Source organism: Alteromonas sp. H39, from assembly GCF_047556435.1.
Lineage (GTDB): Bacteria > Pseudomonadota > Gammaproteobacteria > Enterobacterales > Alteromonadaceae > Alteromonas.
Map to the genome: position 1 here is coordinate 413,276 of NZ_CP180210.1, position 26,285 is coordinate 439,560.

The following is a 26,285-nucleotide window of genomic DNA, read 5'->3' on the forward strand; positions in this document are numbered from 1 at the left end:
GCCGCAAACTGTGTAATAATTACGCGACACATTAAAGGAGACTGAAGTGAAAAAATTTATACATTTGGGTGTAGGAATGGCGCTTGGTAGTCTGATGACGCCTGTTTCAGCTGAAACCACTTCGGTTCATTACACACCAGAGCCAGTGGTGATAGACGGGAAAGTGACTGAACAGGCATGGAGCAAAGCGCAATGGCACGCACTGGACCACCACATTGTGGGCGACGTGCCGACCCCAGAGGATTTTTCCGGACGATACAAGCTGTTGTGGGATGAAGATCAGATGTACCTGTTACTGGAAGTGATAGACGATGTGCTGCGTGATTCACACCCAGACCCTCGTGTTCAGTACTGGGATGATGATTGCGTAGAAATATTCGTAGATGAAGATGCTTCCGGCGGCAAACACCAGTTTAACCATAACGCGTTTGCCTACCACATTGCATTAGATGGTAATGTGGCAGACATTGGTGATACAGAAAACGACAACCGTGGCGTTATTCTGTTAAACGATCACGTAGACAGTGCCTGGCAGCGCGCCGAAACGAAGCCTTATGCAATGACATGGGAAGTGGCATTCAGGCTGTATCCGGATACCTATACCACTGCCTCACCAGGTGAACCTGTCGTGTTGTCTGAAAACAAAGAAGTTGGATTTATGCTGGCTTACTGTGACGCCGATGAGGGGGACACGCGAGAGCACTTTATGGGCTCGCACGAGATAGAACCAGTTAACGGTGATAAAAATCTCGGCTATATTGATGCGTCAGTGTTTGGTCGTATTAAACTGGTGAAATCGCAATAACACCAAGGTCAGTAATCTGGTTAAAAGACCGGATGCGTCCACTACAAACAGCCCCAGCCAGTTGCGATTTGGCTTTAAAGTTATTTTACTTTACGCGCTGGCGGGCTAACGGCACGTGAACGCTACCCGCTACTGTCGAGTCTCTTTAGCTACTCGGTGGCAAGCTGCTGACGTTCACGCTTTTTCTTATACATGGCCTGATCGGCAGCCTGCAACAGTGGCTCTAGTTCATGTTGAGGGGTTGGCACCACTTTGCCACCTACGCTGGCACCTATTTTGATATAGCTATCGCCAATGTGCAGCGTTAGCTTACTCATTCGCTGTGCTATTCTCTCGATAAAGCGTGTCGCCTGCTTTTCACTAAAGCAGTGAGATAATAAGACAAATTCATCGCCACCGAATCGGCCTAACAGATCCTGCTCCCGGCACTGGTTAATTAATATCTGCGATACCACTTTCAGCGCATCGTCACCTATGCTGTGGCCATAGGTATCGTTAATCGATTTGAAGTCGTCCAGGTCGATAAACACAACACTGAGAAAACCATTGTTGCCCTGGTGGCTGTTCAGCATCGCCATCGCCGCCGATTCCCACCCGCGTCTGTTTAGCACAGGGCACAGCGGATCTGTACTGGCGTGAATAAATGCCTGATGGCGTTCCTGTCCCAGTTTCTTTACTTTTTCTGCCACCGCTACAGCCAGCAACAACGACTCTATGGCCACGGCAAATATCAGGGCGTACCGGTGCAGGAACGGGCTGATATCGTGCAGATACACGCGCAGGATCATGGCCGATAACATGATCATCATGGCTATCATTACCAGTCCGGCACTGGCGATATTGCGTTTCATGGCAAAGCCGGTAGCCGCGGCAATAAACAACATGATCAGCAAAGTGAGTGAGCCCATAACCTGACCCAGCACTGCGGAAACGCCAAGAGAGACAAAGGAATGAGAGACTGACAGAATCAGCACAATCAGTGCAGCACTTTGCAGCGCCAGCAGCTGCCAGCGCGGGAGTATCGCGCGAAACTCCAGCAGTTTTGCGATAAAGCGCTGGGCGGTAAACACCGTCAATCCGGCAAACAGATATTTGACCTCTATCCAGTTAACCCAGGCTGAGCCGGGCAAAAAGACGTTAAGGATCCCCTCCTGAAAGAGAAAAAACAGTCCGGCACTGATGATGTAGGCGCTGTAAGCATAAAATGCGGTGTTATTGATGCTGCTGCCGAGCACGCCAACATACACCGCCAGTGCCAGACAAAAGCCCGTAAACAAACTAAGCATCACCAGGTGAACGCTGTTGCGGTACTGTGCGTCGTCAGCATTTTCAACAACGACATTCAGAAAGCGTTCCCGCTGAGCCTCGACTGTCAGTCGCGCTGTATAGTTGCCCCGTGGAATGATGAACGCTTTGCGTGCACTTTGCAGCGGGTTAAAGTCCTCGCCGTTCTTGTTTGTCAGGCTGGCAGTCGTGACGATATCCATAGGGAAGTGCAACACTGAAACCTGCTCAAGCTGGCAGGAAAGAACAAACGTTTGTGTGCCAAGCGTTAAGGGGATGGGCGCTGAGGCAGCCATCGGCTGGGGGGAGATAACGGTACAGCCGGCATGTGTATTGGGTGACCAAAAGCAGCTCAGCACTATCACTGTTAGTACAAATGCGAACTGCTTCGAGGTCATATCACGTTAATCCCCGCTGACGATCTGTACCTGCGCTATATCAGTATCGCCCTTGATAACTTTGTAGATAGCGTCCTGCGCCAGAGTGCGCATACCATCATGCATTGCCTGTGCTTTCATTTCTGCCACACTGGCTTCTTTGTAGATTAACGAGCGCAACTCCGGCGTCATGCCCAATAGCTCGTGCACACCGGTACGGCCGCGGTAACCTGTGTCACCGCACTCGTCGCAACCTACCGCTTTATGAAGTTGCATCGGTTGCGGCAAGTTCAGCTCGTCCAGGAATTTTTCGCCGTACTGGCGTTTGATAAACGCCACATCATGCTCAGTAGCGGTGTATTTCTCTTTACACTTACTGCAAAGCGTGCGGATAAGACGCTGCGCCAGAATACCCACACAGGCATCGGAAAAGTTAACCGGATCCAACCCCAAATCGAGTAGACGGGTGATGGTTTCCGGAGCCGAGTTGGTGTGCAGCGTAGATAATACTAAGTGACCGGTCAGTGACGCTTCGATACCCGCATGGGCGGTTTCTTTATCACGCATCTCACCAATCAGAATGATATCCGGGTCGGCACGCAGGAAGGCCCGCAGTGCATTGGCAAAGGTAAAACCAATTTTAGGACTTACCTGCACTTGCTGAAGGCCGGGTTGCGTGATTTCCACAGGATCTTCCGCTGTCCAGATTTTCTTATCCGGGGTGTTCAGATAGCCTAAAATAGCATGCAATGTTGTTGTTTTACCGGAACCGGTAGGTCCAACAACCAGCAGGATGCCATGTGGCTTTTTAATCATTTCTTCCAGACGGGTCATGTTAGATGGTGCCAGGTTCATCTTATCAATTGGCATCGCACCACCGGACGCAAGGATACGCATGACCACACCTTCACCAGCAACAGTGGGTATTGTGGCAACCCGCACTTCCACTAGTTGTCCGCCCATCCTGAATGCCAGCTTTCCGTCCTGAGGTACACGCTTCTCTGCTATATTCAGGTTCGCCATAATTTTGATACGGGCAATTACCGCACTGTGGTGCGAGTGTGGAACCTGGCTCATATCACGACATACACCGTCGATACGCATACGCACACGAGTGGGGGCGTTTTTCTCCGGATCCACGTGAATATCTGATGCATTCAGACGTTTCGCATCCTGAAGTACGCGGCTTACCAGCCTGACTACTGCAGGTGCATCGTCTGATAACTCATCGAACTGTTCGTCTTTTTCTTCCGCAGAGGTTCCAATCTCATCAAGAATTTCGCTCATCTCGCCAGGGGTTCCACCACCGGAACCTTCACCGAGATAATGCATGATTTGGTTGGGAAGGCCTACGGCGATATCGTAGCTGTCGATACCCAGTGCACTTTCAATTTCCATTAGCAGTGCGGCATTGTTTGGTTCAGCCATCAGGACAATTGGATTGTCACGAACATCTGCGATAACGGCGACAAAATTCCGCTTTAAATAAGACAGGTTCAGACGACTGTCACTTTGGTACAAATGATACTTGTCTGGCAGATAAGGAACGAAGGGTACCTGATAGTGAATGGAGAGTGAGTTGCCTATCTGGTCTTCTGAAATACGATGCTCTGAAATCAGGCGCTGGATGACCTGACGAATATCCTGAGACGAGTCAACCAGCTCTTTAAGCGCTTTTTCTGAAATGGTGTTCTGATGTAACAGCAAATCGAAGGGGTTATTTGTACCACCCAGTTCGAAGCGGAACTTGGTTCCCAGAATATTGGTAAGTTCCTGCGCCGTTTGCAAATCAGCATCATCGAAAGAACCCTGTTGCTTGTTGATGATTTGCATTACGCCCATCATCACACCAGCGTTCAAAATAGGAACACAGAGAATATTGGTGGTCTTAAAGTCGCTGTTTTTATCAAACTTATCAGCGAAGCGCAGACGCGGATGAATTTCTTTGAGCTCTTCAGCGTTGTAAGGATCGGAAATCATTAGCGGTAACTGCGACAACGCCACATAGCCTGCAATTGACATCGGACTTATCGGCACTTTAATTTCCAGCGTTTCTTTACCGGTTTTAAAGCGCGCGACCAAATCCTGATGTTGCCGACGACGCTGAAAAATACTCATACGTTTAGCGCCGAACATCTTAAGGATGATGGGCTCTAATTTGCTGTAAGCATCCATCAAAGACGAATGATTGCTGAGGATATTCTTTATCTGATCCAGCGTTTTCTGCTGACTACTTGTGTCTAACATGCGTAATTTTCGTGTCCGACGAGTTGGTGCAACCTGTTAACATTACCAGTTTTTCTGGTGCTGTAACCAATTATTCATATTCAAAAATACCGTTACGTATGCTTTGCACCATATAACGTTGTTTATCTGTCAGCAATAGCATAAAGGTCTAATCGGTATATCTGTATGATAGTGTGTCGCTAAAAAGCGAGCGTATCTACGGACTTTTCACTGTGAATCACAACAATATTACCGGGTAAGTGATAGCCAGGGGAACGATGTTACGTTATTGGCTTTACGATTGTAGCTGACTGCTTATAAGTAGACTGCCAACAACCAACAACCAACAACCAACAACTGGCGAGGATTCAACCACGCCGCTTTGATACCAATTAATAGAATACTTATTAATAGTAGAGTAATAACCGATGGTAATTACCAAACGCCTTTTAACCAACGCTTGTTAAGTAGTAAATAAAAGGTGGTCGCAAATACCAGCACCAAAAAGCTCGATATCACAGCGGGGCGCAGTGATTCATCCGCTAACGCTAAATATAATGTAAGCGCTGCTAGTACGGTATCAATAGTAAACAGTAACAGCCACAAAAATCTGGGCATACCCCTGTCTCCGATAAAGAGGGCTAAAAGCCCTCACTATATAGTTACGATTATCGTGAATGGTAAGCAGCAAGTGCAACACCGTAAAGTGCGCGCCCCGGCAGCGATACCATAGCCAATACCTTTTCCCAATCCTATGAGAAAAGGTATGATGCCACCATGGACCGATTCGGCCGCTGTAACACACAACTTTTTTAGTAGAGCAGAATGGCGTGCTTTATTCATCGAAAACGCCTGTACCAATTGAAGGTTCAGCGGTTGCTGTGTTAAGTCCAACATTAATACTAATAATAACGTCGATGAGAGAACCGTCACGGACATCGCACATGTGTTTAATGCGAATTGATTGCTGACTTTCCATGGCCTTTATGCTGCAAAACTGCAGCGTTACTCATGTTACTGATTTGCTCTCCTGAGTCTGCTCGTCTGAAGATCAGAATTTAAGCAATTTATTTGCGTAATCCAGTTGCATTGCCCCGGCATGTCTGTATAATTCGCGCCCACTGCTCAATACGAGCATACGTTTTTAGCCGCGACCTCACTGCTTTTAGGGTGGTTGCCGACGTAGCGGAGAAAGTCTTTACGACTCACCTGTTGCAAGCGTGCTAGAAAAAAGAACAGGGTTCCGATTGGGAACCATCGGTTTACGCACATCTTTTCTTCCCAAATTAAAGGGAGAGAAAAGGTGAATTTTTTTGTTCTTTCGATTGGAGCTTAATCGATGCCAAATCAAAGAATTCGTATTCGTTTGAAAGCGTTTGATCACAAGTTGATCGATCAGTCTACGGCTGAAATCGTTGAAACGGCGAAACGCACTGGTGCTCAGGTCAGCGGTCCAATTCCTCTGCCTACTCGCAAAGAACGCTATACAGTTCTGATTTCTCCGCACGTCAACAAAGACGCGCGTGATCAATACGAAATCCGTACTCACAAGCGTTTGGTAGACATCATCGAGCCAACTGACAAAACAGTTGACGCGCTGATGCGTTTGGACTTGGCTGCCGGCGTTGATGTTCAAATCAGCCTGGGCTAACAAGAGAGGGTTATAACAATGGCGATTGGTCTAGTCGGTCGTAAAGTGGGTATGACTCGCATCTTCACTGAAGATGGCACGTCTATCCCTGTGACTGTTATTGAAGCGACCCCAAACCGTATTACTCAGATTCGTTCTGAGGAAACAGACGGTTATCGCGCTCTTCAGGTTACTGCTGGAACCAAGAAAGCGAACCGCGTTAACAAAGCTGAAGCAGGTCATTTTGCTAAAGCGGGTGTTGAAGCTGGTCGTGGTCTTGTTGAGTTCCGCCTGGAAGACAACGAAGGTGCCGATTTGGAAGTTGGCGGTGAAATCACCGTTGAAATCTTCAACGACACTAAGAGAATTGATGTCACTGGTACATCAAAAGGTAAAGGTTTCGCCGGTGCGATCAAGCGTTGGAACTTCAGTTCACAGCGTATGACTCACGGTAACTCTTTGTCTCACCGTGCTCCTGGTTCAATTGGTCAAAACCAATCACCAGGTAAAGTATTCAAAGGCAAGAAAATGGCTGGTCAACTTGGTAACAAACAAGTGACTACGCAGTCTTTGGAACTGGTACGTATCGACGTAGAGAACAACCTGATCCTGGTTAAAGGTGCCGTACCTGGCGCAACTGGCAACGACGTAATCGTCAAGCCAGCTGTTAAAGCGTAACGTCTGGGGAGTGAACTGATGGAATTAACATTGAAAGACGCGCAAAGCGCTCTTGAAGTATCCGAAGCGACCTTTGGACGTGATTTCAACGAAGCCCTGGTACACCAGGTAGTCGTTGCTTACGGTGCAGGCGCTCGTCAGGGTACAAAAGCGCAGAAAACTCGCGCAGAAGTACGTGGCGGTGGTAAGAAGCCATGGCGTCAGAAGGGTACTGGTCGTGCCCGTGCCGGTACAATCCGCAGCCCAATCTGGGTTGGTGGTGGCCGCGCATTTGCTGCCAAGCCTCGTGACTTTGACCAAAAAGTTAACAAGAAAATGTATCGTGGTGCGATTAAGAGCATCCTGTCTGAACTGATTCGCCAAGACCGTCTGGTTGTGGTTGAGAAGTTCGGTGTTGACGCACCTAAGACAAAGTCTCTGATTGCTAAGCTTAACGAATATGAACTGAATGACGTTCTTATCGTTACGCCTGAAGTTGATGAGAATCTGTTCCTTGCGGCACGTAACCTGTACAAGGTTGACGTACGTGACGTAGCAGGCATCGACCCAGTTAGCCTTATCGCATTCGAAAAAGTGCTGATGACTGCTGATGCAGTGAAACAACTTGAGGAGGCGTTAGCATGAATGAAGAACGTCTACTGAAGGTGCTACGCGCGCCTCACGTTTCAGAAAAGTCGACTATGGCTGCTGAAGCGGGTAACACAGTTGTATTTAAAGTGGCGAAAGATGCGAACAAGGCAGAAATCAAAGCAGCAGTTGAGAAACTGTTCGAGGTTGAAGTTGATTCAGTTCGTACTGTAAACGTTAAGGGTAAAACCAAGCGTCACGGTATGTCTTTCGGTAAACGCAGCGACTGGAAAAAAGCGTACGTTTCGCTTAAAGAAGGTCAGGACATCGACTTTGTCGGTGGCGCTGAGTAAGAAGGGGATTAGAAATGCCATTAATGAAAGCTAAGCCAACTTCTGCCGGTCGTCGTCACGTTGTTAAGGTTGTTAATCACGACCTTCACAAAGGTGCACCATATGCGCCACTGCTGGAAAAAAACAGCAAGTCTGGCGGCCGTAACAACAATGGTCGTATTACAACTCGTCACATCGGCGGTGGTCACAAGCATCACTACCGTGTGATTGACTTCAAACGCAACAAAGATGGCATTCCAGCCACTGTTGAGCGTTTGGAATATGATCCAAACCGTTCTGCTAACATCGCACTTGTGCTTTATGCAGACGGTGAGCGTCGCTACATGCTGGCGCCTAAAGGTATGAAGGCTGGCGATAAAGTTCAGTCTGGTTCTGACGCACCAATCAAAGCGGGTAACGCTTTGCCAATGCGTAACATGCCAGTAGGTTCTACTGTACACGCTATCGAAATGAAGCCTGGCAAAGGTGCACAAATTGCACGTTCTGCTGGTGCTTACGCTCAGATCCTTGCGCGTGACGGAAACTACGTCACTCTACGTCTGCGTTCTGGCGAAATGCGTAAAGTATTGTCTGATTGCCGCGCCACTATCGGTGAAGTTGGTAATGCAGAACACATGCTGCGCTCTCTGGGTAAAGCCGGTGCCACTCGTTGGCGTGGTGTTCGTCCTACTGTTCGTGGTGTTGCCATGAACCCGGTAGACCACCCGCACGGTGGTGGTGAAGGACGCACTTCAGGTGGCCGTCACCCAGTATCACCTTGGGGTACTCCTACTAAAGGTAAGAAGACCCGAAGCAACAAGCGTACTGATAAGCTTATCGTACGTCGTCGTAACAAGTAAAAGCGAGGATTCACCATGCCACGTTCTCTCAAGAAAGGTCCATTTATCGACCTTCACTTGCTGAAGAAGGTAGAGGCTGCAGTGGAAAAGAACGAGCGTAAACCTATTAAAACTTGGTCACGCCGTTCTATGATCATCCCAGATATGATTGGGTTGACCATTGCGGTCCATAACGGTCGCCAGCACGTTCCTGTATTAGTCAGTGACGAAATGGTCGGTCATAAGTTGGGCGAATTTGCGCCAACGCGTACTTACCGCGGCCATGTCGCGGATAAGAAAAGCAAACGTTAAGGGGTAGGAAAATGGAAGCATTAGCTAAACATCGTTTCGCCCGCACGTCGGCTCAAAAAGCACGCTTGGTTGCGGATCAGGTTCGCGGTATGCACGTAGAGAAAGCTCTTGAGCTTCTGACGTACAGCCCGAAAAAAAGCGCAGCGCTGATTAAGAAAGTTTTGGAATCTGCGATTGCAAACGCAGAGCACAACGAAGGTGCGGACATCGACGAATTAGTTGTTGCCAAAGTCTTTGTTGATGAAGGCCCAACTATGAAACGTATCAAGCCACGTGCGAAAGGACGTGCAGATCGTATCTTTAAGCGTAGCAGTCACATCACTGTGGTTGTAGCGGATAACTAGGAGTAGATAATGGGACAGAAGGTACATCCTACAGGTATACGCCTGGGTATCAGCAAACCATGGACTTCTACCTGGTACGCTAATACCTCAGACTATGCAGATAACCTGTATAACGATCATCAGGTACGTCAGTATCTGACTAAACAACTGAAGAACGCTTCACTGTCTAAGATCGTGATTGAGCGCCCTGCGAAGAGCATCCGTGTAACTATTCACACTGCTCGTCCTGGCGTAGTCATCGGTAAGAAAGGTGAAGACGTAGAAAAGCTGCGTAATCATGTATCTAAGCTGGCCGGCGTGCCTGCTCAGATCAACATTGCGGAAGTACGCAAGCCTGAGCTGGATGGTCAGTTAGTTGCTGATAGCATCTCTAGCCAGCTTGAGCGTCGTGTAATGTTCCGTCGTGCAATGAAGCGCGCGGTACAAAACGCAATGCGTCTTGGTGCTAAAGGTATCAAAGTTGAAGTTAGCGGTCGTTTAGGCGGTGCAGAGATTGCCCGTACTGAATGGTATCGTGAAGGTCGCGTTCCGCTGCACACGTTCCGTGCAGACATCGATTACGCAACCTCAGAAGCGTCAACTACCTACGGTATCATCGGCGTTAAAGTATGGATCTTCAAAGGTGAAGTTCTGGGTGGATTGCCTACGAACCAGGAGCCAACTCCTCCTCAGCCTAAGAAGAAAGGCCGCAGCGCTAAGCGAGAGGGCTAAATCATGTTACAACCAAAACGCATGAAATTTCGTAAAATGCATAAAGGTCGTAACCGTGGTCTTGCTGTTGCAGGTAGCAAAGTAAGCTTCGGTACCTATGGCCTGAAGGCAACTGGCCGTGGTCGCATGACTGCACGCCAAATCGAAGCCGCGCGTCGTGCTATGACTCGTCACGTTAAGCGTCAGGGTAAAATCTGGATCCGGGTTTTCCCAGACAAGCCAATCACTGAGAAGCCTCTTGAGGTTCGTCAGGGTAAAGGTAAAGGTAACGTTGAGTACTGGGTATGCCAGATTCAACCTGGTCGTGTTCTGTACGAGATGGAAGGTGTTCCTGAGTCTCTGGCACGCGAGGCGTTTGAATTGGCAGCGGCGAAACTGCCATTTAAAACAACCTTTGTAACTCGGACGGTGATGTAATGAAAGCGACTGAACTGAAAGAAAAAAGCGTAGAAGAGCTGAACGCAGAGTTGTTAAACCTGCTACGCGAACAGTTCAACTTGCGCATGCAGCACACAACTGGTCAGCTTGAAAAAACCGACCAGCTGAGAAAAGTGCGTCGCACCATCGCGCGTGTTAAAACCATTCTGACTCAAAAGGCTGATGCGTAATGACTGAGCAAAAAATTCGTACAGTACAAGGTCGTGTGGTTAGCAACAAAATGGATAAAACCATTACTGTTGTAGTTGAGCGTTTCGTTAAGCACCCAATCTATGGGAAGTTCATCAAGCGTTCTACTAAGATCCACGCCCACGACGAAAGCAACGTTGCTAACGAAGGCGATACGGTCACAGTACGTGAGTGTCGTCCTATCTCCAAGAACAAAACTTGGACTTTGGTTGACGTTGTAGAAAAAGCTGGTGTGTAAACACTGACTTTTCTAAGTCTCTAAAAAAGCCGCTCTTGTAGCGGCTTTTTTTATGTCTTAATGCTATCAAATCTGATTGAATCGGTTTCAGGAGAAATCCTGATTGACCTGACAGACATCGGGTTATTCCCTGTAACTGTCATCGCGCCTTGTACCTGGCCGAACGTTATTCAGGTTTCTTGCAGACTGATCGTTTGCTTGAGAAAAAGCTAAAATTGCTAAGTGATGGGAAACTGGCGTTGGTTTATTTAACGTCTCCCAAAGAAGTCAGTAGCAATGATGTCGCTGAAGTAAGCAGCATGGACGTACGCCTAATCCAGTATACGTACGGGGAAGTGACAGCGAAGTGGCTAAAATTATGCCTCTGACGATGTTTCCTCCTTGTTGTTTTGCTCGTCATGAATAACTTGTGTGTACAAGTCGTCATAAGCCTTTGCCATCTCTGCGACATTAAAATTATCGCGCACCCATTCAAACAGCTTTTGTCCGAACTGCTCGGATCGCTCTGATTTCTCCAGGGCACGGATAATCTGCTCGCCTAGTGCATCGGGGGAGCCGACATCGACATGTATTCCGGTTTCATTGTGTTTGATGATCTCGCTGATACCTCCACACGGGCAGGCGATTACCATACGCTTTGTTGCGCCTGCCTGCAGTAGAATCGACCCCAGTCCTTCTGAATAGGCAGGGTGTACGAGCACATCAATATTCGGCAATATTCTGGGGACATTGTCTGAAAAGCCACACAGTTTAACGTGATCGTTAAGGTCGTAGCGGTCAATCATCGACTGATAATTTTCTTTCTGTGGGCCCTCACCAAAAATCAGGCAGGTGACTTTGTCGCTGGCCTCTAACACATTACGCATTGCCAGAATCAGGTCACCTTGTCCTTTTCTTTCCGTCAACTGAGATATATTAGCGATGACTTTATGATCGTCAGGTACCGAGAACGTTTTATTTAACCAGTCTCTGTCGAGTGAGAAAGTGAATTCGCCGGTATCAATTGCCGGATAGATGACAGGCTGTAAAACGTCATCAGGACAACGTTTTGAGACAACCTTTTTCACACCTTCAGACACACTGACAACGGCTTTAAACTGTGAGTACTTAAGTTTGGACAGCGCTGATTCGTTGTCATCGGTTCGTCGGGTATAGATGGCGGGAACACCTGTTAGCCTGGAGGCAATTGCACCCCAAACATCAGCGCCATGTCGGCTATGTATATGGATAAGGTCAGGTGTTATGTCGTCAATTAATGTCGTGAGCCGCTGTACTACGAGGGCATCAATCTCTCGGTCGTAACTAAGAGGATGCACTTTACACTTTGCCCCTTTTAACTGCCTGGCAAGATCACTTCCTTCAGGGCAGGCGATATGGTGCTCGGTAGCATGCTCAGAATTCTCGGCAGTAACCAAATATTCAAGCTGCTTTGCACCACCATAAAAATGACGTCCAAATTCAAGGTGTAAAATCCTTTTATTCATCATTTCTCCACCATAGCCAACGTACAAATTAACGCCGAAACTGTGATTGATAGCAGTTTACCGGCTGCGTAGTGAGCTAACAGAATTAAGCACTCATACACATTTCACACAAAATCTGAATACGCACGTGCGCACAGCAGGATCGTTGCCGCAGTGATTTTGCGCTATTTCAATACGAAAAAACGCTTACGAGGCCGGTAAAAAGTAAATATCGGGTTTTTCTCTTGGTGCAGCGGATGCATCTCACTACAATGGCTGCAGTTACTGCCTGCATACAGCGCAAAGGAGTTAGGGTAAAGCGCTAAAAACACCTGCTCACGAAGGAACGTCGGAACAGCTTCTGGCAGCGAACTGAGCGGTTTATAAAGCTGTACGTTTAACTTCTGTCCAGCAACTGCCGCGCGGGACGTCTGGCCAGCTAATAAATTTGTCACGACATGGAACACTTATACTACAAGCATTATGAATTCTACTGAGACGCCTTATTCGCCAACGCTGGCGCACACCTTAGCGAGATGGTGTTACACCTTGCTGCTGGCAATAGCCACGCCATTTGCGGCTGTTAATTTATGGCTGAAGACAAAACGACAGCCAGACGCTTTCGCAAACAGACAAAAAGAGCGCTTTGGGCTGGTGCCGGCTCCTGCCAGTGCGCATGGCTATTTATTTCACTGTGTCTCAGTAGGAGAGGTTGTTGCCGCATCCAGTCTGATTAAGCGAATAATGGATAAAGATCCGAACGTAGCCGTCACGGTTACAACCACAACCGCCACCGGGTCTGCACGAGCCAAAGACATATTTGGAGAAAAGGTGAATATTGCATATTTACCCTTCGACTTGCCGGTGACCATGAACGTAATGCTGACACGGTTGAAGCCAAAAATTGTAGTGATCACAGAAGTGGAGCTGTGGCCAAATCTGATCCACCGTTGTTGGTTACGCAAGATCCCGGTTGTCGTCATCAATGCCAGAATGACCGGGCGCTCTGCATCACGCTACGCTAAGGTTTCTGCGCTTTTCACACCGATGCTGCATAAGGTATCTCACGTATGTGCGCAGGGCGAACGTGATTATGTTAACTACAAAAAGCTGGGTATTGGTCATAGCAAGATCACACTGACAAATAACATCAAATTTGATCAGGCATTGGTGAGCCATACTGATTCAGCGTTCTTGGGATTACAGCGGGGCATGCGCCGAATTGTGGTTGCGGGCAGCACGCATGAGCCGGAAGAGCAGGTGTTGCTGGAGGTATATAATTCGCTTGCTTCATCCTATCCTGACCTGTTACTCATTCTTGTGCCAAGACATCCGGAACGGTTTGCTGCCGTTGCAAAATTACTGGAAACCAAGTCTGTCAGGTTCGTCAAATCCTCACAATGCCCGTCGGTGTCCGCTGACTGTGGCGTCGTCCTGGTGGATGAAATGGGTAAACTTAACCAGGTATATCAGATAGCTGACTATAGCTTCGTCGGCGGGTCGCTGGCTGACAAAGGCGGTCACAACGCCCTTGAGCCAGCAGCAGTCGGTGTGCCGGTAATCATGGGCCCGTATACCTACAATAACCCGGTAATTTGCCAGTATCTCGAAGAAAAAGGGGCGCTCAACGTTGTTCGTGATGCCGGCGGTATACAAAACTGTCTGACATCGTGGCTGAACAAGCCGGAAGAAGCGCAGCGTGCCGGAAGAGCTGGGCAGGAAGTGATAAGAGCGAACAGTGGCGCACTGGAAAAAACACTTTCCTGTCTTGAGGGGATATTGCGGTAACCGTCACTCCTTCCGTAATTTGAGAACGCAGGCCGTAAAGGTTGGCGAAAAAACGAACCCCGCTTTAGTGCGCACAACAGCTATTTTGCACCGATTTGATGTGAGCCTTTCATTAGTATCTGGCAGAAAGATGGCAAGCTATTGTAATTAAAGAAAAATGTAACATTGGCCCGGGTGTTGCAAAATAATGAGCGACGGCGTAACTCAGGCAAAAGTAAAACAACAACGCTGACAAAAAGTCAGCGCTTGATTACAACGTTTTCCAGGGAGAGGCACCCTGTCAGTCATGACAGGGTGCTATTTCTGCAACCGCTTTCTAGATCGTTTCGTTTTCCGGAACTATCAAACTAATAACTCTCCAACCAGCTTCTGGTATCAGCTCTTTGCCATTTAAAAACGTATGTATACGGTTTTCGTCATCAAGCCCGATGAGTGGGGTCACCCTGGTGCCGTACGTTTTCAGGTAATCCTCATAACTGAACTCTTCGGTTATCCGCGTTGTTTTTACTGAGCCGCCGTGGGCGACAGCGGTTGCAAGATAGCCGTAAGTCACACCTTCATCAAACAGCGTTAGCTTTTTCGCGTAGTGTTCACCCACCTGATGGCTGGGACGTGCTGTCTGTTCGTTATTCGATAGTCCCCACACTTTATCTTTGCCCATGGTGTACTCAAAATGATAAGCAATCATTGGGTTAAGTTGTTTATAAGGGGACATGATAAGAACAGTACCAAATGTACTCATTTCCAGATGACGGGCGGCATGATCAGACATTGGGTTCCCGAAATAGACGGGAATATCCATCATTCTGGCTTCACGGATTGCGTCCCAGTTAGTATCCGCAATACATACCGAGAGTTTTTGATTAAGCATTTCCTTTGCCATCAGCCGGTTGAATTTACTGCCGCCAAAGATAAGAAAGCCGGTGGGTGCGGGCGCGCGCACCTTCAATAGTTTGGCGACGGAACGGGCAGAAAGGCTTTGCACTACCACAGTGGCAATGATCACCAGAAAAACAATAGGTACGATGATACTGGCACCTTCATACCCAATCTCTTCGAGCTTAAGTGAGAACAGCGCCGATACAGCAGCTGCGACAATCCCTCGGGGAGCTATCCAGCTTAACAGCGCCAGCTCCCGCCAATTTAGTCCGGTTCCGAAGGAAGACGCCAAGACAGACAGCGGCCTGGCAACAAACATGATAGCCGCCAGAACAACAAACACGCCGGCACCAACTTCAATCACGCTGTCGAGGTTTAGGCGGCTGGCTAGCAGGATAAAGAGCCCGGAGATTAGCAACACACTGAGTGTTTCTTTAAACTCAAGAATATCTTCCACGTCCACATTTTTCATGTTGGCCAGCACCATCCCGGCAATGGTAACAGCAAGCAGGCCTGACTCGTGCGCCACATAGTTTGAAGCCGCAAAAACCGCCAGAATAATAGTAAGAACCGCTGTGTTTTGCAGGTAGTGTGGGATCAAATTTTTGCGAAGTGAAAGACCAAGTAAGTAGCCTCCTGCCAGCCCCAGCACAAAACCAATACCGATAGTTTTGCCAAAGGTGTAAAACGTGTGCGAGATGGCTGAATCCTGTGACGCCACAATAAACTCGTAGGTCAGAACCGCCAGTAGCGCGCCTATAGGGTCAATGATTATCCCTTCCCAACGCAGTATGTTAGCTAGGTTGGTTTTGGGCCTGACAGTGCGCAGCATGGGAACGATAACCGTAGGTCCGGTGACGGTGACAATCGCACCAAACAAAAACGCAAGTTGCCAAGACAAATCCAGTGCGTAATGCGCTGCCAGCGCCGCCACAATCCAGGTGACCAGCACGCCGACGGAACAAAGGTTTCTCACCATGTTGCCATGCCCGGCAATATCGCCAAACTTTAACGTAAGAGAGCCTTCAAACAGGATGATGGCCACCGATAACGACACCACGGGAAACAGGAGATCGCCAAACAGCGCATCGGGATCCAGCACGCCGAAAACCGGACCAACTAAAATCCCTACAATTAGCAGAGGGAGAATGGCAGGGAGGCGGATTTTATAAGCGAGATACTGGCAGCCAATTGACAGCAAGCCGACCATTACCAGAGAAACGAGCGGATCAGACAACGCGAATTCCTTTTATCATTGGATATAAAATTATATTAACCTGAGCGCAAAAAACGAGAAAGCCACTTGGGCTATGTCCGCCCTTAGGGCATAAAGTAATTAAAACAGACAATGATAAGATATAGATCATTTATGCATAATGCGTCGTTTATTTTTTATTCGCTGAAAAACTCGTGTTAAACTGCACGTATTCGATATGCCTGTTATTCAGGGTGTTTGCAGATACGTATTGATTCTGCATGTGTAGTTAAGGTGTAGTGGTATGAAAAAGTTGGCTGGCAAAATAATCCTTACGTGTTTTGCACTGAGTTTTGCTGCGATGTCTGCTGTCAAAGCAAATGCGGCGATGATTGAAACCGACATTGTTATTTTTATGGATGAGTCTGGCTCGATGAACGCCGACGCTTCCGGAATGCTCACAACCAATATCTTTTCGAATCTGTCTTTGTTTAACAGCTCATTGTTCAAGCGTGATATCAAAGCAAACTATTCGATAGTCGCTTTCGGTGGAAGCAGTAACGATTTTGGGCGTATTTTACAAAATTTCACTACGGATTTGGGTGCGTTGTTTGCCGCAGTTTCTGACGACGATACCGGTTTAGAATATGCGGGAACAAACGAGTTTCCTTTTATTGCGATTCAACAGGCATTAAGTGCTTTCATAAACGCGGATGTGCTCAGCTATACGAGCGATGCTATCAGGAACTTTATTGTTTTTACCGACGAAGAGCCTGATGACGGTACCGAAGCTGACGCGACACAACGCGCTTTGAATGATAATAACGTGCGACTGAATGCCGTTCTGTCCGGTGGCTCGACGACTGGTGAACTTGGCTCGATGGCCATTGAAACCGGCGGAAACGTTTTTGATCTCGATACGCTTATGACCGCAAGCAACCAGCAGGCTGGTCAGTTCATGGCGGATTTGGGAGATGTTAAAGCCTCTGAAATCATTGAAGATTATTGTGATGCCAACCCCGAAGCAGAGGTTTGTTTAGAGGATAGTACCCCAGTAAACGCGCCAGCCACACTGGGACTGATGTTTACCGGACTGATTGCGCTGGGAATTCGCCAGCGCAAACGTCGCGCCTGAACCTGTGATCTGATACCAACTACGGAAGAGGGAATTTCCGTTGGCAAAAGCCCGCCACACTACATTTCTGTCACCCGTCGCCGCAGTGTCTGTGAGCCTCTTAATTGTGGGAGTGACCGGTTGTGCCTCTGTATACGACCAAAGCATTGCAAACATTGTTGTCACTGACAGCTATCCGCTGCCATCACTTGTTTCAGAATCATCGGGATTGTATTGCCTGAATAATCAGGCCCTCACCATTAATGATTCTGGTAATGCTGCGACTGTGTTTACTATTGACTCAAAGGCTCGTATCGTCGCTCAAAATACGATGGAAAAGCCCAATGTTGACTGGGAAGCCATTACAGCCAGCGATGATACTGTCTTTGTGGGAGATGTTGGAAATAACCGGGGTAACCGGTCGTCGCTGAGTATAGAGGTTATCAATCGCGATACTATGGAATTTGTGCGATCACTAAGTATTGATTATGAAGGTTATAAGGCCGGCCAGAATGTACCTTATGCGCACGATTATGATGCCGAAGCAATGACCAGGCATGATGGTAAGCTGTTGTTGTTTTCAAAAAGCTGGGCCAGTCGCGTATCGCACGTTTACGAGGTCAATACCGACGTCGCTCACCAAGCGCTGAAAGCGGTGGCGCATATCGAGGGCCTACCCGGCGTGATCACCGGTGCAGACTGGGACAGAATACGTCAGCACTACGTCATTGTGGGCTATGCCAGCGATCCTTTCGGCAACTTCGACACATTTCTTGCTGAAATTACCCCCGAATTTACTGTATCCAAATTGTGGCCGCTACCTGACCATAATCAGGTAGAAGGCGTGTGCGTGGCTAACGACGGAAGTTATTGGGTTACTCAGGAAGCGGTAGGCGACAGTCCTGCAACCCTGCTGCGGATTATTTCACCTACGCCTTTTTAACGTTTTAAGTATGTCTTATTGGCCGAGTTGCCTAAGTTAGATCAACATCAGGGTTTACAGTCTCAACTCATTGCAGGCTATTGCTTGCAAATTCTGATGTCTGATCTCTTAGTCTCTGTCGCAACTTACCAATATCGAAGCGGTTACCGTTTTGAATCACATGCGTAATTGTTTTTACTGCACCTATATCTTTAAGTGGGTTGTCAGTCATTACCACCAAATCAGCCTGATAACCTGCCGCTATTTTACCTTTCTTAGCCAGCGCTAGTCGACTGGCTGCTTTATTGGTTATTAGCTGAAGAATCTCCCAGTTTTCAATCCCTGCTTTCTGGTGTAAGGCCAGCTCTCGCCAAAATACCGGGCCACCAGAGTAGCTGTCGGATCCAATTAGTAATGGCACGCTGGCTTCGTGCAGGTGAAGAAGAAAAGCTTCTACCTGACTAAAGCTGGATTGAGCTCGTTCGAAGTCTTCTTCTGTCCAATCATACAGGGAGGCGCCAAGATTTGTCTTCCAGTTAGCGGCGACCTCAGGGTGGTGATACCAGCGTTCATCTGGGTACAGCGAGTCGATTTCCGGATAGAAGTACATCATCTCATTCACAACCAGCGTTAAGTCCACAGATACATCCTTCGAAGCGAGATCCGCAATTAGCTTTTGCATGGCAGGCGCGTCGAAATTTACCCACTCAAACCATTGATATAGATGCTTTGCACTCATAGGTGAAAGACTCGCCAGAAAGTCATTGCGGGAATCTTCGGGGAGTAAATCTGCGGAGGTAGGAAGAGCATGGGTCAGAGCATCAATACCCGCATCCACCGCCTCCTGCCAACTGACTTTATCCAGATGAGCTATCGCTTTTAGCCCGGCCTTGTGGGCCAATGACACGCCCAGGTTAACTTCCTGCACACTGAGCCCCTGATACAGCTTGATATAGGATACACCCAGTGACTTTTGACGTTGAATCTCTTGCTGCCATTCTTGAGGGGTAGACGGATATACAGACCCCCCTTCTATGGGAGTGGGATCGAAGGTCAGCCCTGCGTACTTCAGTGAGGGCCCCAGCCATTCACCGGCTTGCTGCATCTGCACATAATGCTGGTTCGCAATAGGGTCGCCCGCAGGACTAAACGCAGACGTTATGCCAGATGACAGAGCTGCCATCGCGTGAAACCGGGTAACTTCCGGTTTACTTTTCATGCTGATATGAGGCTGGTTTTCCACCACGCTGACAGTCATTGGGCCGGCTGTCAGATGCAAATGGCCATCTATCATTCCGGGCATGATAAAAGCGCCTTGCACATCAATGCGTTCTTTTACCAGCGGGAGTTGACCGTGCCCGACTTCCTCAATTTTATCATCGACGATATGCACCCATCCGTCGTGAAGTTCAGTCTGATTGTGGGGAACTATTATGTTTGCATTAACTAAAAGGTACTCTTTAGCAGCGGCGATTGACGATGTAGCTGAGAGAGCCATTAAGAGTAAAAAGCAACTGGTTTTTCTAAGCATGTTTTCCTACCTGAATTTGTATGGGTCGTAATCAGGTAGTCTGTAAACCACAAAAAATCTTACGCCGAGCGACGCTTTTATAAATAAATTAAAACGAAACAGTTTTGGATTTCACATAAGTGCATGTTAGTTAGTGGTTTTTATTCTTCCTGTTTTGATCAAGAAATGAGTTGACTCATTCATGTTGTCAGTTTCTGTGGAAAGTTAGTTGCAACAGAGAACAGCAAGCGCTTAGCAGGGCGCGTACATAATTGAAAAAATTATATTTTTATCTTAATCATGTGATCGTAACTGACATTTTCATGCTGCGGATAGGAATAGTTACGTCCTTGCTGGAATGCTAACGCATAGATCCTGATACGTATCTTTACACCTCAACTGTATATACTTTGTTCAAAGGTTGAGTGATATTTGTCCCAGAGGCAAATCGAGGTTCAGGAGTACATGATGAAAAAAATGCGTTGGCTTTATTGTCTCATGACTACGGTTTGTGCTCCTGTTGCCGTTTGTGGTGAATTGGGCGATAACGCCGCTCAGTGGTTTTCCGATACGGTGAATGCAGAAAATACGTTGTCGGTAAACTTCACTAAACAGCGGATCCATTTCAAAGGATGCAACCAGAAAGAGTATCAACTGGCGTTCAGTAAGCAGCTTACGTCTGTGTTCGCGTTGGAAGCCAGTATGCACTACGACAAAGGTGAGCTTAACTTCGGTGCATTAAGCCAGAAAGTGACGTCGCAAGCCTACGAGATTACCTCCTGGTGGACCATTGATGCGCTTCGCTTTGGCGTCAGCCACAAAGTCAGAACATCATTGAAAATGTCTTCCCCGATGACAGAGCAACTTTCATTGCCTACCAGTCAGTCAGTGGGTTTTCATGTGGAGCTGCCAGGAATGAAAGAGGCGCACAGTATGTCGGTGTCTTTGTCACGCGAGAACTGGCAGGCGAGCATCACCAACAACCAGACCTGGCAGGAAATCGAAGATAACCAGATCAACCTGCAGTACGCTATCGCATTTTGATTTGTGCAAGCAGACTACCATGACGCCTGCACCAACCTTTCCAGCTGACTACATCAAACCAGCATTCACTGTCTAACCATTCCCCGGCCAACCATTCTGCTCGCACTAAACGCCGCCATTGAAACAGCCCGATCACGACAAAGGGAGTGAGTCTGCCAGCTATCGTTATTCAGTTACCCAAGCCAGTGAGGCTTTAAGGCCATACAACTGTTGTTCTATGGCCCTTCGTCTGCGTTTTACAATCTGAATTGCTCGACCTGCGTTGCCAAATCGTTTGCCAGTGTGTCGAGTTCTTCGCTGACCTTTACCAGCGCCGAAGCGGTTGACAGACTATCCTCGCTGCTTTCGCTGATGCTATTGATATTGCGGTTGATATCTTCAATGACAACCGATTGTTCTTCGGTACCAGTAGCGACCTGCGTGTTGATATCATTTATCCCTTCGATGCTCGCTGCCACGGCCTGTAACAGCTCATCAATCCGACTGGCTGCTGCCACGACGTCATCAGTCTGAGCGCGGCTGGTATGCATTTGGGATACCGCATCCTGTGATGCTTGTTGGAAAGTATCCATCTTAGTCTGGATTTCATCCGTGGCGCTGGCCGCGCGCTGCGCCAACGTCCGAACCTCATCGGCCACAACCGAAAATCCGCGACCATGGTCGCCCGCACGAGCTGCTTCAATGGCGGCGTTGAGTGCGAGCAGGTTAGTTTGTTCCGATATTCCACGGATGGTATCCAAAATGCCACCTATCGCTGTGGTGTGTTTATCAAGCGACTGAATAACCTCTGCAACATGACTGACCTGCTGAGACAATGAGGAAATGGCAGTTACTGCGCTTTGCGTCACGTTGCGGCCTTCCTGTGAAGTGTGACTTCCCTCCTTAGCGCGCTGCGCGGCCATGGTGGCTGAGCTGGCAATTTCGTTAACGGTACTGCCCATTTCTGTCAGCGCGGTTGCTACCTGGATAGTACGGTCCCGCTGTGTCTGACTGACCTTTTCGGTGTGCCGCGACTGTCCGGCAACAGTGCTTGCCGATTCACGCAATCGCTGACTGGTTTGTGCAACACTACTGATAGTGTCGTGCAGATGAGAAATAAACAGATTAAAGCCTTCTACCAGCCTTGCAGTTTCCCTTTGTTCTGGCACCGCCAGACGGGAGGAGAGATCGCCGTCACCCTTGCCTAAAGCCTGGAATGCATCGGCAAGGCGCTCCAGTGGGCGCGTAATACTCGCCGCCAGCCAGATGCCAATTAATGCGAAGAGTGCGGCTCCCAGCGCCGCCCATATAATAATATGCCTGCTGGCTGCGTTAAGGTCCGAGAACAGTTCAGCTTTCGGCACCTGAGCAATCACATACCAGCCAGCACTTTTTATGTAGGTGCTTGCAAAAAGCGTTTCTTCATCATCAACCACGCTGGTTGCCATGGTGAACGCCTGCTGGTTCAGTAGCGAGCCTGCTGACGTGCTGCCCGCAAGTGCGCTGACGGTTGTACTACCAAGCAAATCAGTATTGGGATGGGCGATAACAGTGCCATTGCCATCAACCAGATAAATTACGCCTGACTCGGCCAGTCTCACTCCATTCAGGATGTCTACCAGTTCATCTACTGACTTTGCTACGCCAGACATACCGCGGCCGTTTACCTGCTGGTAGTTAGCAAAGAGGCGATAGCCTGCACCGGGTTCGTTGTACAAGCTTAAGGAGTCGGCTTTTCCACTATCTTTGTAAGCAAAGAACCAGCCGTCGAGTTCGTCGTTTTTAAGCTGTCGCAAGAACCCATCCTGATTCCAGTAATTATAGGTTTCACGATCGACGAAAGAGGCGACAGTCAGGTCGTTGTATCTGACGAGATCTTGTAAATAGCGAACCAGTCGCTTTTCTCCGGCGTTATCTGCGCCAGCGGCAGACCATGCGACCAGATCAGGATTGGTCGCGATGCCATGGGCCACTGTTTGCATCACGCTGACTTCCTTGTCTACCCGGTTACCTACCTGCTGCACCATGGCAGGCAACTGCATGGTTTCCAGGTTCTCGGTAATGAGATCTCTGGCAATCCACTGACTGATCGTTCCCACCAGTACGGTTGAGGCCAGCACTGCAATAATCAGTGCAAAAAGGAGTTTTTGTTTAATGCTTAATGAACTGAATGTCATTATTAATACCACGCGTTCTTTAGACTACACAGGACGTGGGCTGCAGGCTCAGCACCATTCGAAACTAGCTTGTGTCCAGATTGATTTATTCTTTTTATTGTTATCGACACATTTCAGCGTTGCTTGACTGGACAGGGTTTCATGACCAGATGGTCAGTGTAATACAAATGCGGGGGAGAAAAGAATAAAAAAAAGCCACTTGCTAAGTGGCTTTTTTAACACCAATGGGTGAGGGCGATTTACTCGTCGTCACCTTTCTCTGATGGTACCGGGAAACCACGGTCGCGCATCAGTGCGTCAACTTTCGCGTCACGGCCACGGAACTTACGGTATGCTTCCGCTGGGTCCATCGCGTTACGAACTGAGAACAGGTACTTAACCAGACGGTCGCCAAGCTCTTCATCGTAGAAACCACCCGGGGCTTCTGCGAAGGCTTCTGCCGCATCTGCGGTCAATACTTCAGCCCACATGTAACCGTAGTACGCAGCAGCGTAACCTTCACCAGAGAACACGTGTCCAAAATGAGGACTGCGGTGACGCATAACAATTTCCTCAGGCATGTTCAGCTTTTTCAGCTCTTCACGCTCGAAGGTATCAGGGTCAATATTCTCTGGATCGGTAGTGTGATACTTCAGATCCATGATGGCTGACGCCATGTATTCCGTGGTTTTGAAGCCTTCGTTGAAGGTTGAGGCTTTCTTGATTTTGGCAACCAGCTCATCAGGGATGGGCTCGCCCGTTTTGTAGTGAACCAGATACTGATCGATCACTTCGTCGGTGGTCAGCCAGCGCTCAAGCAGCTGTGACTGGAATTCGGTGTAGTCGCGAACGCCAGAGTGTGAAGTGGGGTACTTCACTTTGGCACTCAAGAAATGCAGCGCATGACCAAACTCGTGGAAATAGGTTTCGGCGTCATCCCAGGAAATCAGCGTAGGCTGGCCTTCGGGACCTTTCACAAAGTTTGAGTTGTTAGAAGACAGTACCGTCTCTTTACCGTCAAACGTAGTGTACGAACGGTAAGTGGTCGCCCAGGCACCAGAACGTTTGCCCTGACGTGCGAATGGGTCCAGATACCACAGACCAATGTGCTCGCCGCTGTCTTTGTCAGTGACTTCCCAGACTTTTACGTCAGGGTGAAATACGGGGACTTCACCTTCTGCTACCGGAGAGAAGTTAAAGTTGAACAAGCGACCCGCCACGTAGAACATGGCTTCACGAAGCTTGTCCAGTTGCAGGTATTCTTTTACTTCGTTTGAGTCCAGGTCGTATTTTGCCTGACGTACTTTCTCGGCGTAGAAGCGGTAATCCCAAGGTTTAATCGTGATATCAGCGCCTTCTTCATCGGCAATAGCCTGCATATCAGCGACTTCTTCTTCAACGCGAGCGATAGCTGCTGGCCATACCTTCATCATCAGATCCATGGCGTTGTCTGGGTTTTTCGCCATGCGATCTTCTAAGCGCCATGTTGCATAGTCATCGTAACCCAGCAGCTCAACACGCTCATCACGTAGTTTCAGAATTTTCTTGATTAGCTCGTTGTTATCGAACTCATCCGCGTTGTCGCCACGGTCGTAATACGTGCGCCATACTTTTTCACGCAACTCGCGGTTAGTAGAATAGGTCAGGAACGGATCCATAGAAGAACGTGTGTTTGTGATAGCGTACTTACCGTCATCGGTCTTAATCGCATTAACGAAAGACTCTGGCAGCCCGCCCAATTGGTCTTCAGTGATATAGGTGACGTAGTTTTCTTCGTCAGCCAGAACGTTATTGGCAAATTTGGTATGCAGTGTGGCCAGTTCCTGGTTGATTGCCGCGTAGCGTTCTTTCGCTTCGCCTTCCAGTGTTGCGCCGTTACGCGCAAATCCGTTGTAGGTCAGCCAGGTAATGCGCTGCTCTTCCGGCGTCAGTGATTCCATTTCGTCACTTTCGTAAACGCTGCGAACGCGTTCAAACAGTTTTTCGTTTTGCGTGATTTGGCTGAAAAACGCTGAAAGCTTGGGGGACATCTCTGCCTGAATTTCACGGAATTCCGGACTTGATTTGTTAGAGCTCCAGATACCGTAATACGTGAATACGCGGCCCAGCTCTGCGCCAGCACGTTCCATTTCCACGATGGTGTTTTCGAATGTAGGCGCTTCGTCGTTATTGGCGATCGCTTCAATTTCTTCCAGATTCAATTCCATCGCCTTTTCAAGCGCAGGCTTTAAATCTTCCAGTTTCATTTTATCGAAAGCAGGAACGCCGCCATACGGACCTTTGAATTCCTGAAGCAGGACATTATCGAACTGTTGGTTATTAGCTTGTTCGGACGCAGCAGGTTTGTCTGCTTGTGTGGTGGTTTCCGGTGCTTTTTGCTCAGAACAGGCGCCCAGCGCCATGACTACGGCAAGCGCAGTGAGAGACGTTTTGAATTTACCCATGTTATTTCCTATCTGTCGTTATCGTTTTAAGAAAGGTACGTCTCATACTAGAGGATGGGCAGGCTAAATTAAATGCCTTTTACCTTATCGGCGCGCCGAATAACGTGAGTAAATGTGTCAAAACACGGGCTGGCTATGCAACTCGTCGCAAAACACCACAAAATTCACCAGATTGTCATGCTCTGACTATTGTCGCCAATGGTCGTGAAAGCTAGACTGCGCGGAAATTTCGTCACACCAAAAGGGGTATTATGTCAGAGCTTATTTTACACACGCTTCCGGTTATTCTGGCAGTCGCCTCATTTTGGTCGAATACCGAAAAAAAGTTATTATTGCTGAACCTTGGGCTGTGCATCACCATTGCCGCGCTACTGGCTTTTCAACAGGCCTGGGGAGGTGTGCTGGTGATCACCGTTGCCGGTATCAGTACCACTTATCGACTACTTACCAATAAACTGGTTAGCAGCAAAGTTACTGCTGTTTTAATTGTGATAATGTCCGCGCTGATAGGGGTTATCAATAACTTATCCGGTAAAACCGGTTTGCTGGAATTGATGCCGCTGATTACCTTTATTTTCTATCGCTTTGGTGAGCTTCACTGCCGTGAGGCTGGTCTGAGGATGTGCATGGTAATTGGTTCTGCAGTGTTCACCGTATATGCGCTGATTACCCATACCTGGGGGGTCGCGGTTACAGAATCGCTTTTTGCGATTTCTAATCTTTGGTACTGGGTGCGCCTGAAGCGAACCGTTCAGTCCACCGTCGCCTGAACACTGCCATCTGGCGCTGAATTAGCTGTTAACGGTACTGGTAGGTTGCGA

24 protein-coding genes are annotated in these 26,285 nt (G+C 48.3%); 17 read left to right on the forward strand and 7 right to left on the reverse strand.

The window, feature by feature from the left end:
• The first annotated feature begins 76 nt into the window (after window positions 1–76).
• Window positions 77–805 carry a CBM9 family sugar-binding protein gene (locus ACLBLI_RS01670; RefSeq protein WP_414830880.1) on the forward strand — a complete coding sequence of 243 codons (729 nt, stop codon included), beginning with the start codon at window positions 77–79 and terminating at the stop codon, window positions 803–805.
• Between the two features lie 149 nt (window positions 806–954).
• On the opposite strand, the gene ACLBLI_RS01675 is transcribed toward ACLBLI_RS01670, so the two are convergent.
• Both ACLBLI_RS01675 and ACLBLI_RS01680 read right to left on the reverse strand, forming a co-directional pair.
• On the reverse strand, window positions 955–2,487 hold the full coding sequence (locus ACLBLI_RS01675) for a diguanylate cyclase (protein ID WP_414829456.1): 1,533 nt from the start codon (window positions 2,485–2,487) through the stop codon (window positions 955–957).
• A 6-nt stretch (window positions 2,488–2,493) separates the two neighbouring features.
• Window positions 2,494–4,713, reverse strand: a complete 2,220-nt coding sequence (locus ACLBLI_RS01680) for a GspE/PulE family protein (RefSeq protein ID WP_414829457.1) — start codon at window positions 4,711–4,713, stop codon at window positions 2,494–2,496.
• Between the two features lie 1,318 nt (window positions 4,714–6,031).
• Here ACLBLI_RS01680 and rpsJ point away from each other — a divergent pair.
• From rpsJ to rpsQ, 11 genes are read left to right on the forward strand one after another with little or no spacing between them, the layout of a single operon-like run.
• Complete coding sequence (gene rpsJ / locus ACLBLI_RS01685; protein ID WP_010179497.1) at window positions 6,032–6,343, forward strand: 30S ribosomal protein S10; 312 nt, start codon at window positions 6,032–6,034, stop codon at window positions 6,341–6,343.
• A gap of 18 nt (window positions 6,344–6,361) precedes the next feature.
• Window positions 6,362–7,000: a 50S ribosomal protein L3 gene (rplC, locus tag ACLBLI_RS01690; protein WP_218309270.1), complete on the forward strand. Its 639-nt coding sequence runs from the start codon at window positions 6,362–6,364 to the stop codon at window positions 6,998–7,000.
• Between the two features lie 18 nt (window positions 7,001–7,018).
• Window positions 7,019–7,624: a 50S ribosomal protein L4 gene (rplD, locus tag ACLBLI_RS01695; RefSeq protein ID WP_414829458.1), complete on the forward strand. Its 606-nt coding sequence runs from the start codon at window positions 7,019–7,021 to the stop codon at window positions 7,622–7,624.
• A complete protein-coding gene (rplW, locus tag ACLBLI_RS01700) occupies window positions 7,621–7,920 on the forward strand; it encodes a 50S ribosomal protein L23 (protein ID WP_218309268.1) in 300 nt (99 codons plus the stop codon). The genes rplD and rplW overlap by 4 nt, the downstream gene beginning before the upstream one ends.
• Window positions 7,921–7,934: 14 nt before the next feature.
• On the forward strand, window positions 7,935–8,759 hold the full coding sequence (gene rplB / locus ACLBLI_RS01705; protein ID WP_218309267.1) for a 50S ribosomal protein L2: 825 nt from the start codon (window positions 7,935–7,937) through the stop codon (window positions 8,757–8,759).
• 15 nt (window positions 8,760–8,774) lie between these two features.
• Window positions 8,775–9,050, forward strand: a complete 276-nt coding sequence (rpsS, locus tag ACLBLI_RS01710) for a 30S ribosomal protein S19 (protein WP_218309266.1) — start codon at window positions 8,775–8,777, stop codon at window positions 9,048–9,050.
• A gap of 11 nt (window positions 9,051–9,061) precedes the next feature.
• Window positions 9,062–9,394, forward strand: coding sequence for a 50S ribosomal protein L22 (gene rplV / locus ACLBLI_RS01715; protein WP_218309265.1), 333 nt, complete (start codon window positions 9,062–9,064; stop codon window positions 9,392–9,394).
• A gap of 9 nt (window positions 9,395–9,403) precedes the next feature.
• Window positions 9,404–10,105, forward strand: coding sequence for a 30S ribosomal protein S3 (gene rpsC / locus ACLBLI_RS01720; RefSeq protein WP_218309264.1), 702 nt, complete (start codon window positions 9,404–9,406; stop codon window positions 10,103–10,105).
• A gap of 3 nt (window positions 10,106–10,108) precedes the next feature.
• The gene (gene rplP, locus ACLBLI_RS01725; RefSeq protein WP_414829459.1) at window positions 10,109–10,522 is read left to right on the forward strand and encodes a 50S ribosomal protein L16; all 414 of its coding nucleotides are present in this window, start codon (window positions 10,109–10,111) and stop codon (window positions 10,520–10,522) included.
• On the forward strand, window positions 10,522–10,713 hold the full coding sequence (gene rpmC / locus ACLBLI_RS01730) for a 50S ribosomal protein L29 (RefSeq protein ID WP_218309262.1): 192 nt from the start codon (window positions 10,522–10,524) through the stop codon (window positions 10,711–10,713). Before rplP ends, rpmC begins: the two co-directional genes overlap by 1 nt.
• A complete protein-coding gene (gene rpsQ, locus ACLBLI_RS01735; protein ID WP_414829460.1) occupies window positions 10,713–10,970 on the forward strand; it encodes a 30S ribosomal protein S17 in 258 nt (85 codons plus the stop codon). Before rpmC ends, rpsQ begins: the two co-directional genes overlap by 1 nt.
• Window positions 10,971–11,326: 356 nt before the next feature.
• Here rpsQ and ACLBLI_RS01740 read toward each other — a convergent pair whose 3' ends face one another.
• Window positions 11,327–12,457: a glycosyltransferase gene (locus tag ACLBLI_RS01740; RefSeq protein WP_414829461.1), complete on the reverse strand. Its 1,131-nt coding sequence runs from the start codon at window positions 12,455–12,457 to the stop codon at window positions 11,327–11,329.
• Window positions 12,458–12,916: 459 nt separating this feature from the next.
• On the opposite strand from ACLBLI_RS01740, the gene ACLBLI_RS01745 reads away from it, so the two are divergent.
• Window positions 12,917–14,221: a 3-deoxy-D-manno-octulosonic acid transferase gene (locus ACLBLI_RS01745; protein ID WP_414829462.1), complete on the forward strand. Its 1,305-nt coding sequence runs from the start codon at window positions 12,917–12,919 to the stop codon at window positions 14,219–14,221.
• Between the two features lie 316 nt (window positions 14,222–14,537).
• On the opposite strand, the gene ACLBLI_RS01750 is transcribed toward ACLBLI_RS01745, so the two are convergent.
• Window positions 14,538–16,337, reverse strand: a complete 1,800-nt coding sequence (locus ACLBLI_RS01750; protein WP_414829463.1) for a cation:proton antiporter — start codon at window positions 16,335–16,337, stop codon at window positions 14,538–14,540.
• A 262-nt stretch (window positions 16,338–16,599) separates the two neighbouring features.
• Between ACLBLI_RS01750 and ACLBLI_RS01755 the strand changes: the two genes are divergently transcribed.
• Both ACLBLI_RS01755 and ACLBLI_RS01760 read left to right on the forward strand, forming a co-directional pair.
• Window positions 16,600–17,430: a VWA domain-containing protein gene (locus ACLBLI_RS01755; RefSeq protein ID WP_414829464.1), complete on the forward strand. Its 831-nt coding sequence runs from the start codon at window positions 16,600–16,602 to the stop codon at window positions 17,428–17,430.
• A 40-nt stretch (window positions 17,431–17,470) separates the two neighbouring features.
• Window positions 17,471–18,352, forward strand: a complete 882-nt coding sequence (locus ACLBLI_RS01760) for a hypothetical protein (protein WP_414829465.1) — start codon at window positions 17,471–17,473, stop codon at window positions 18,350–18,352.
• A 67-nt stretch (window positions 18,353–18,419) separates the two neighbouring features.
• Here the strand turns inward: ACLBLI_RS01760 and ACLBLI_RS01765 are convergent, their stop codons facing one another.
• Entirely contained in the window at window positions 18,420–19,862 is a 1,443-nt protein-coding gene (locus ACLBLI_RS01765; protein WP_414829466.1) for an amidohydrolase family protein, read from the reverse strand.
• 444 nt (window positions 19,863–20,306) lie between these two features.
• Between ACLBLI_RS01765 and ACLBLI_RS01770 the strand changes: the two genes are divergently transcribed.
• Entirely contained in the window at window positions 20,307–20,885 is a 579-nt protein-coding gene (locus ACLBLI_RS01770) for a hypothetical protein (protein ID WP_414829467.1), read from the forward strand.
• A gap of 236 nt (window positions 20,886–21,121) precedes the next feature.
• Here the strand turns inward: ACLBLI_RS01770 and ACLBLI_RS01775 are convergent, their stop codons facing one another.
• Window positions 21,122–23,041: a methyl-accepting chemotaxis protein gene (locus ACLBLI_RS01775; protein WP_414829468.1), complete on the reverse strand. Its 1,920-nt coding sequence runs from the start codon at window positions 23,039–23,041 to the stop codon at window positions 21,122–21,124.
• A gap of 239 nt (window positions 23,042–23,280) precedes the next feature.
• The gene (locus ACLBLI_RS01780; protein ID WP_414829469.1) at window positions 23,281–25,464 is read right to left on the reverse strand and encodes a M3 family metallopeptidase; all 2,184 of its coding nucleotides are present in this window, start codon (window positions 25,462–25,464) and stop codon (window positions 23,281–23,283) included.
• 251 nt (window positions 25,465–25,715) lie between these two features.
• Here ACLBLI_RS01780 and ACLBLI_RS01785 point away from each other — a divergent pair, with 251 nt between their 5' ends.
• Window positions 25,716–26,234: a YgjV family protein gene (locus ACLBLI_RS01785; RefSeq protein WP_414829470.1), complete on the forward strand. Its 519-nt coding sequence runs from the start codon at window positions 25,716–25,718 to the stop codon at window positions 26,232–26,234.
• Window positions 26,235–26,285 lie beyond the last annotated feature (51 nt).

Excerpts from the sequence above, each read along its gene's own strand:
- ACLBLI_RS01670 (WP_414830880.1), top strand. The coding sequence starts at position 77 with ATGGCGCTTGGTAGTCTGATGACGCCTGTTTCAGCTGAAACCACTTCG.
- ACLBLI_RS01675 (WP_414829456.1), bottom strand. The coding sequence starts at position 2,487 with ATGACCTCGAAGCAGTTCGCATTTGTACTAACAGTGATAGTGCTGAGC.
- ACLBLI_RS01680 (WP_414829457.1), bottom strand. The coding sequence starts at position 4,713 with ATGTTAGACACAAGTAGTCAGCAGAAAACGCTGGATCAGATAAAGAAT.
- rpsJ (WP_010179497.1), top strand. The coding sequence starts at position 6,032 with ATGCCAAATCAAAGAATTCGTATTCGTTTGAAAGCGTTTGATCACAAG.
- rplC (WP_218309270.1), top strand. The coding sequence starts at position 6,362 with ATGGCGATTGGTCTAGTCGGTCGTAAAGTGGGTATGACTCGCATCTTC.
- rplD (WP_414829458.1), top strand. The coding sequence starts at position 7,019 with ATGGAATTAACATTGAAAGACGCGCAAAGCGCTCTTGAAGTATCCGAA.
- rplW (WP_218309268.1), top strand. The coding sequence starts at position 7,621 with ATGAATGAAGAACGTCTACTGAAGGTGCTACGCGCGCCTCACGTTTCA.
- rplB (WP_218309267.1), top strand. The coding sequence starts at position 7,935 with ATGCCATTAATGAAAGCTAAGCCAACTTCTGCCGGTCGTCGTCACGTT.
- rpsS (WP_218309266.1), top strand. The coding sequence starts at position 8,775 with ATGCCACGTTCTCTCAAGAAAGGTCCATTTATCGACCTTCACTTGCTG.
- rplV (WP_218309265.1), top strand. The coding sequence starts at position 9,062 with ATGGAAGCATTAGCTAAACATCGTTTCGCCCGCACGTCGGCTCAAAAA.
- rpsC (WP_218309264.1), top strand. The coding sequence starts at position 9,404 with ATGGGACAGAAGGTACATCCTACAGGTATACGCCTGGGTATCAGCAAA.
- rplP (WP_414829459.1), top strand. The coding sequence starts at position 10,109 with ATGTTACAACCAAAACGCATGAAATTTCGTAAAATGCATAAAGGTCGT.
- rpmC (WP_218309262.1), top strand. The coding sequence starts at position 10,522 with ATGAAAGCGACTGAACTGAAAGAAAAAAGCGTAGAAGAGCTGAACGCA.
- rpsQ (WP_414829460.1), top strand. The coding sequence starts at position 10,713 with ATGACTGAGCAAAAAATTCGTACAGTACAAGGTCGTGTGGTTAGCAAC.
- ACLBLI_RS01740 (WP_414829461.1), bottom strand. The coding sequence starts at position 12,457 with ATGATGAATAAAAGGATTTTACACCTTGAATTTGGACGTCATTTTTAT.
- ACLBLI_RS01745 (WP_414829462.1), top strand. The coding sequence starts at position 12,917 with ATGAATTCTACTGAGACGCCTTATTCGCCAACGCTGGCGCACACCTTA.
- ACLBLI_RS01755 (WP_414829464.1), top strand. The coding sequence starts at position 16,600 with ATGAAAAAGTTGGCTGGCAAAATAATCCTTACGTGTTTTGCACTGAGT.
- ACLBLI_RS01765 (WP_414829466.1), bottom strand. The coding sequence starts at position 19,862 with ATGCTTAGAAAAACCAGTTGCTTTTTACTCTTAATGGCTCTCTCAGCT.
- ACLBLI_RS01770 (WP_414829467.1), top strand. The coding sequence starts at position 20,307 with ATGATGAAAAAAATGCGTTGGCTTTATTGTCTCATGACTACGGTTTGT.
- ACLBLI_RS01775 (WP_414829468.1), bottom strand. The coding sequence starts at position 23,041 with ATGACATTCAGTTCATTAAGCATTAAACAAAAACTCCTTTTTGCACTG.
- ACLBLI_RS01780 (WP_414829469.1), bottom strand. The coding sequence starts at position 25,464 with ATGGGTAAATTCAAAACGTCTCTCACTGCGCTTGCCGTAGTCATGGCG.
- ACLBLI_RS01785 (WP_414829470.1), top strand. The coding sequence starts at position 25,716 with ATGTCAGAGCTTATTTTACACACGCTTCCGGTTATTCTGGCAGTCGCC.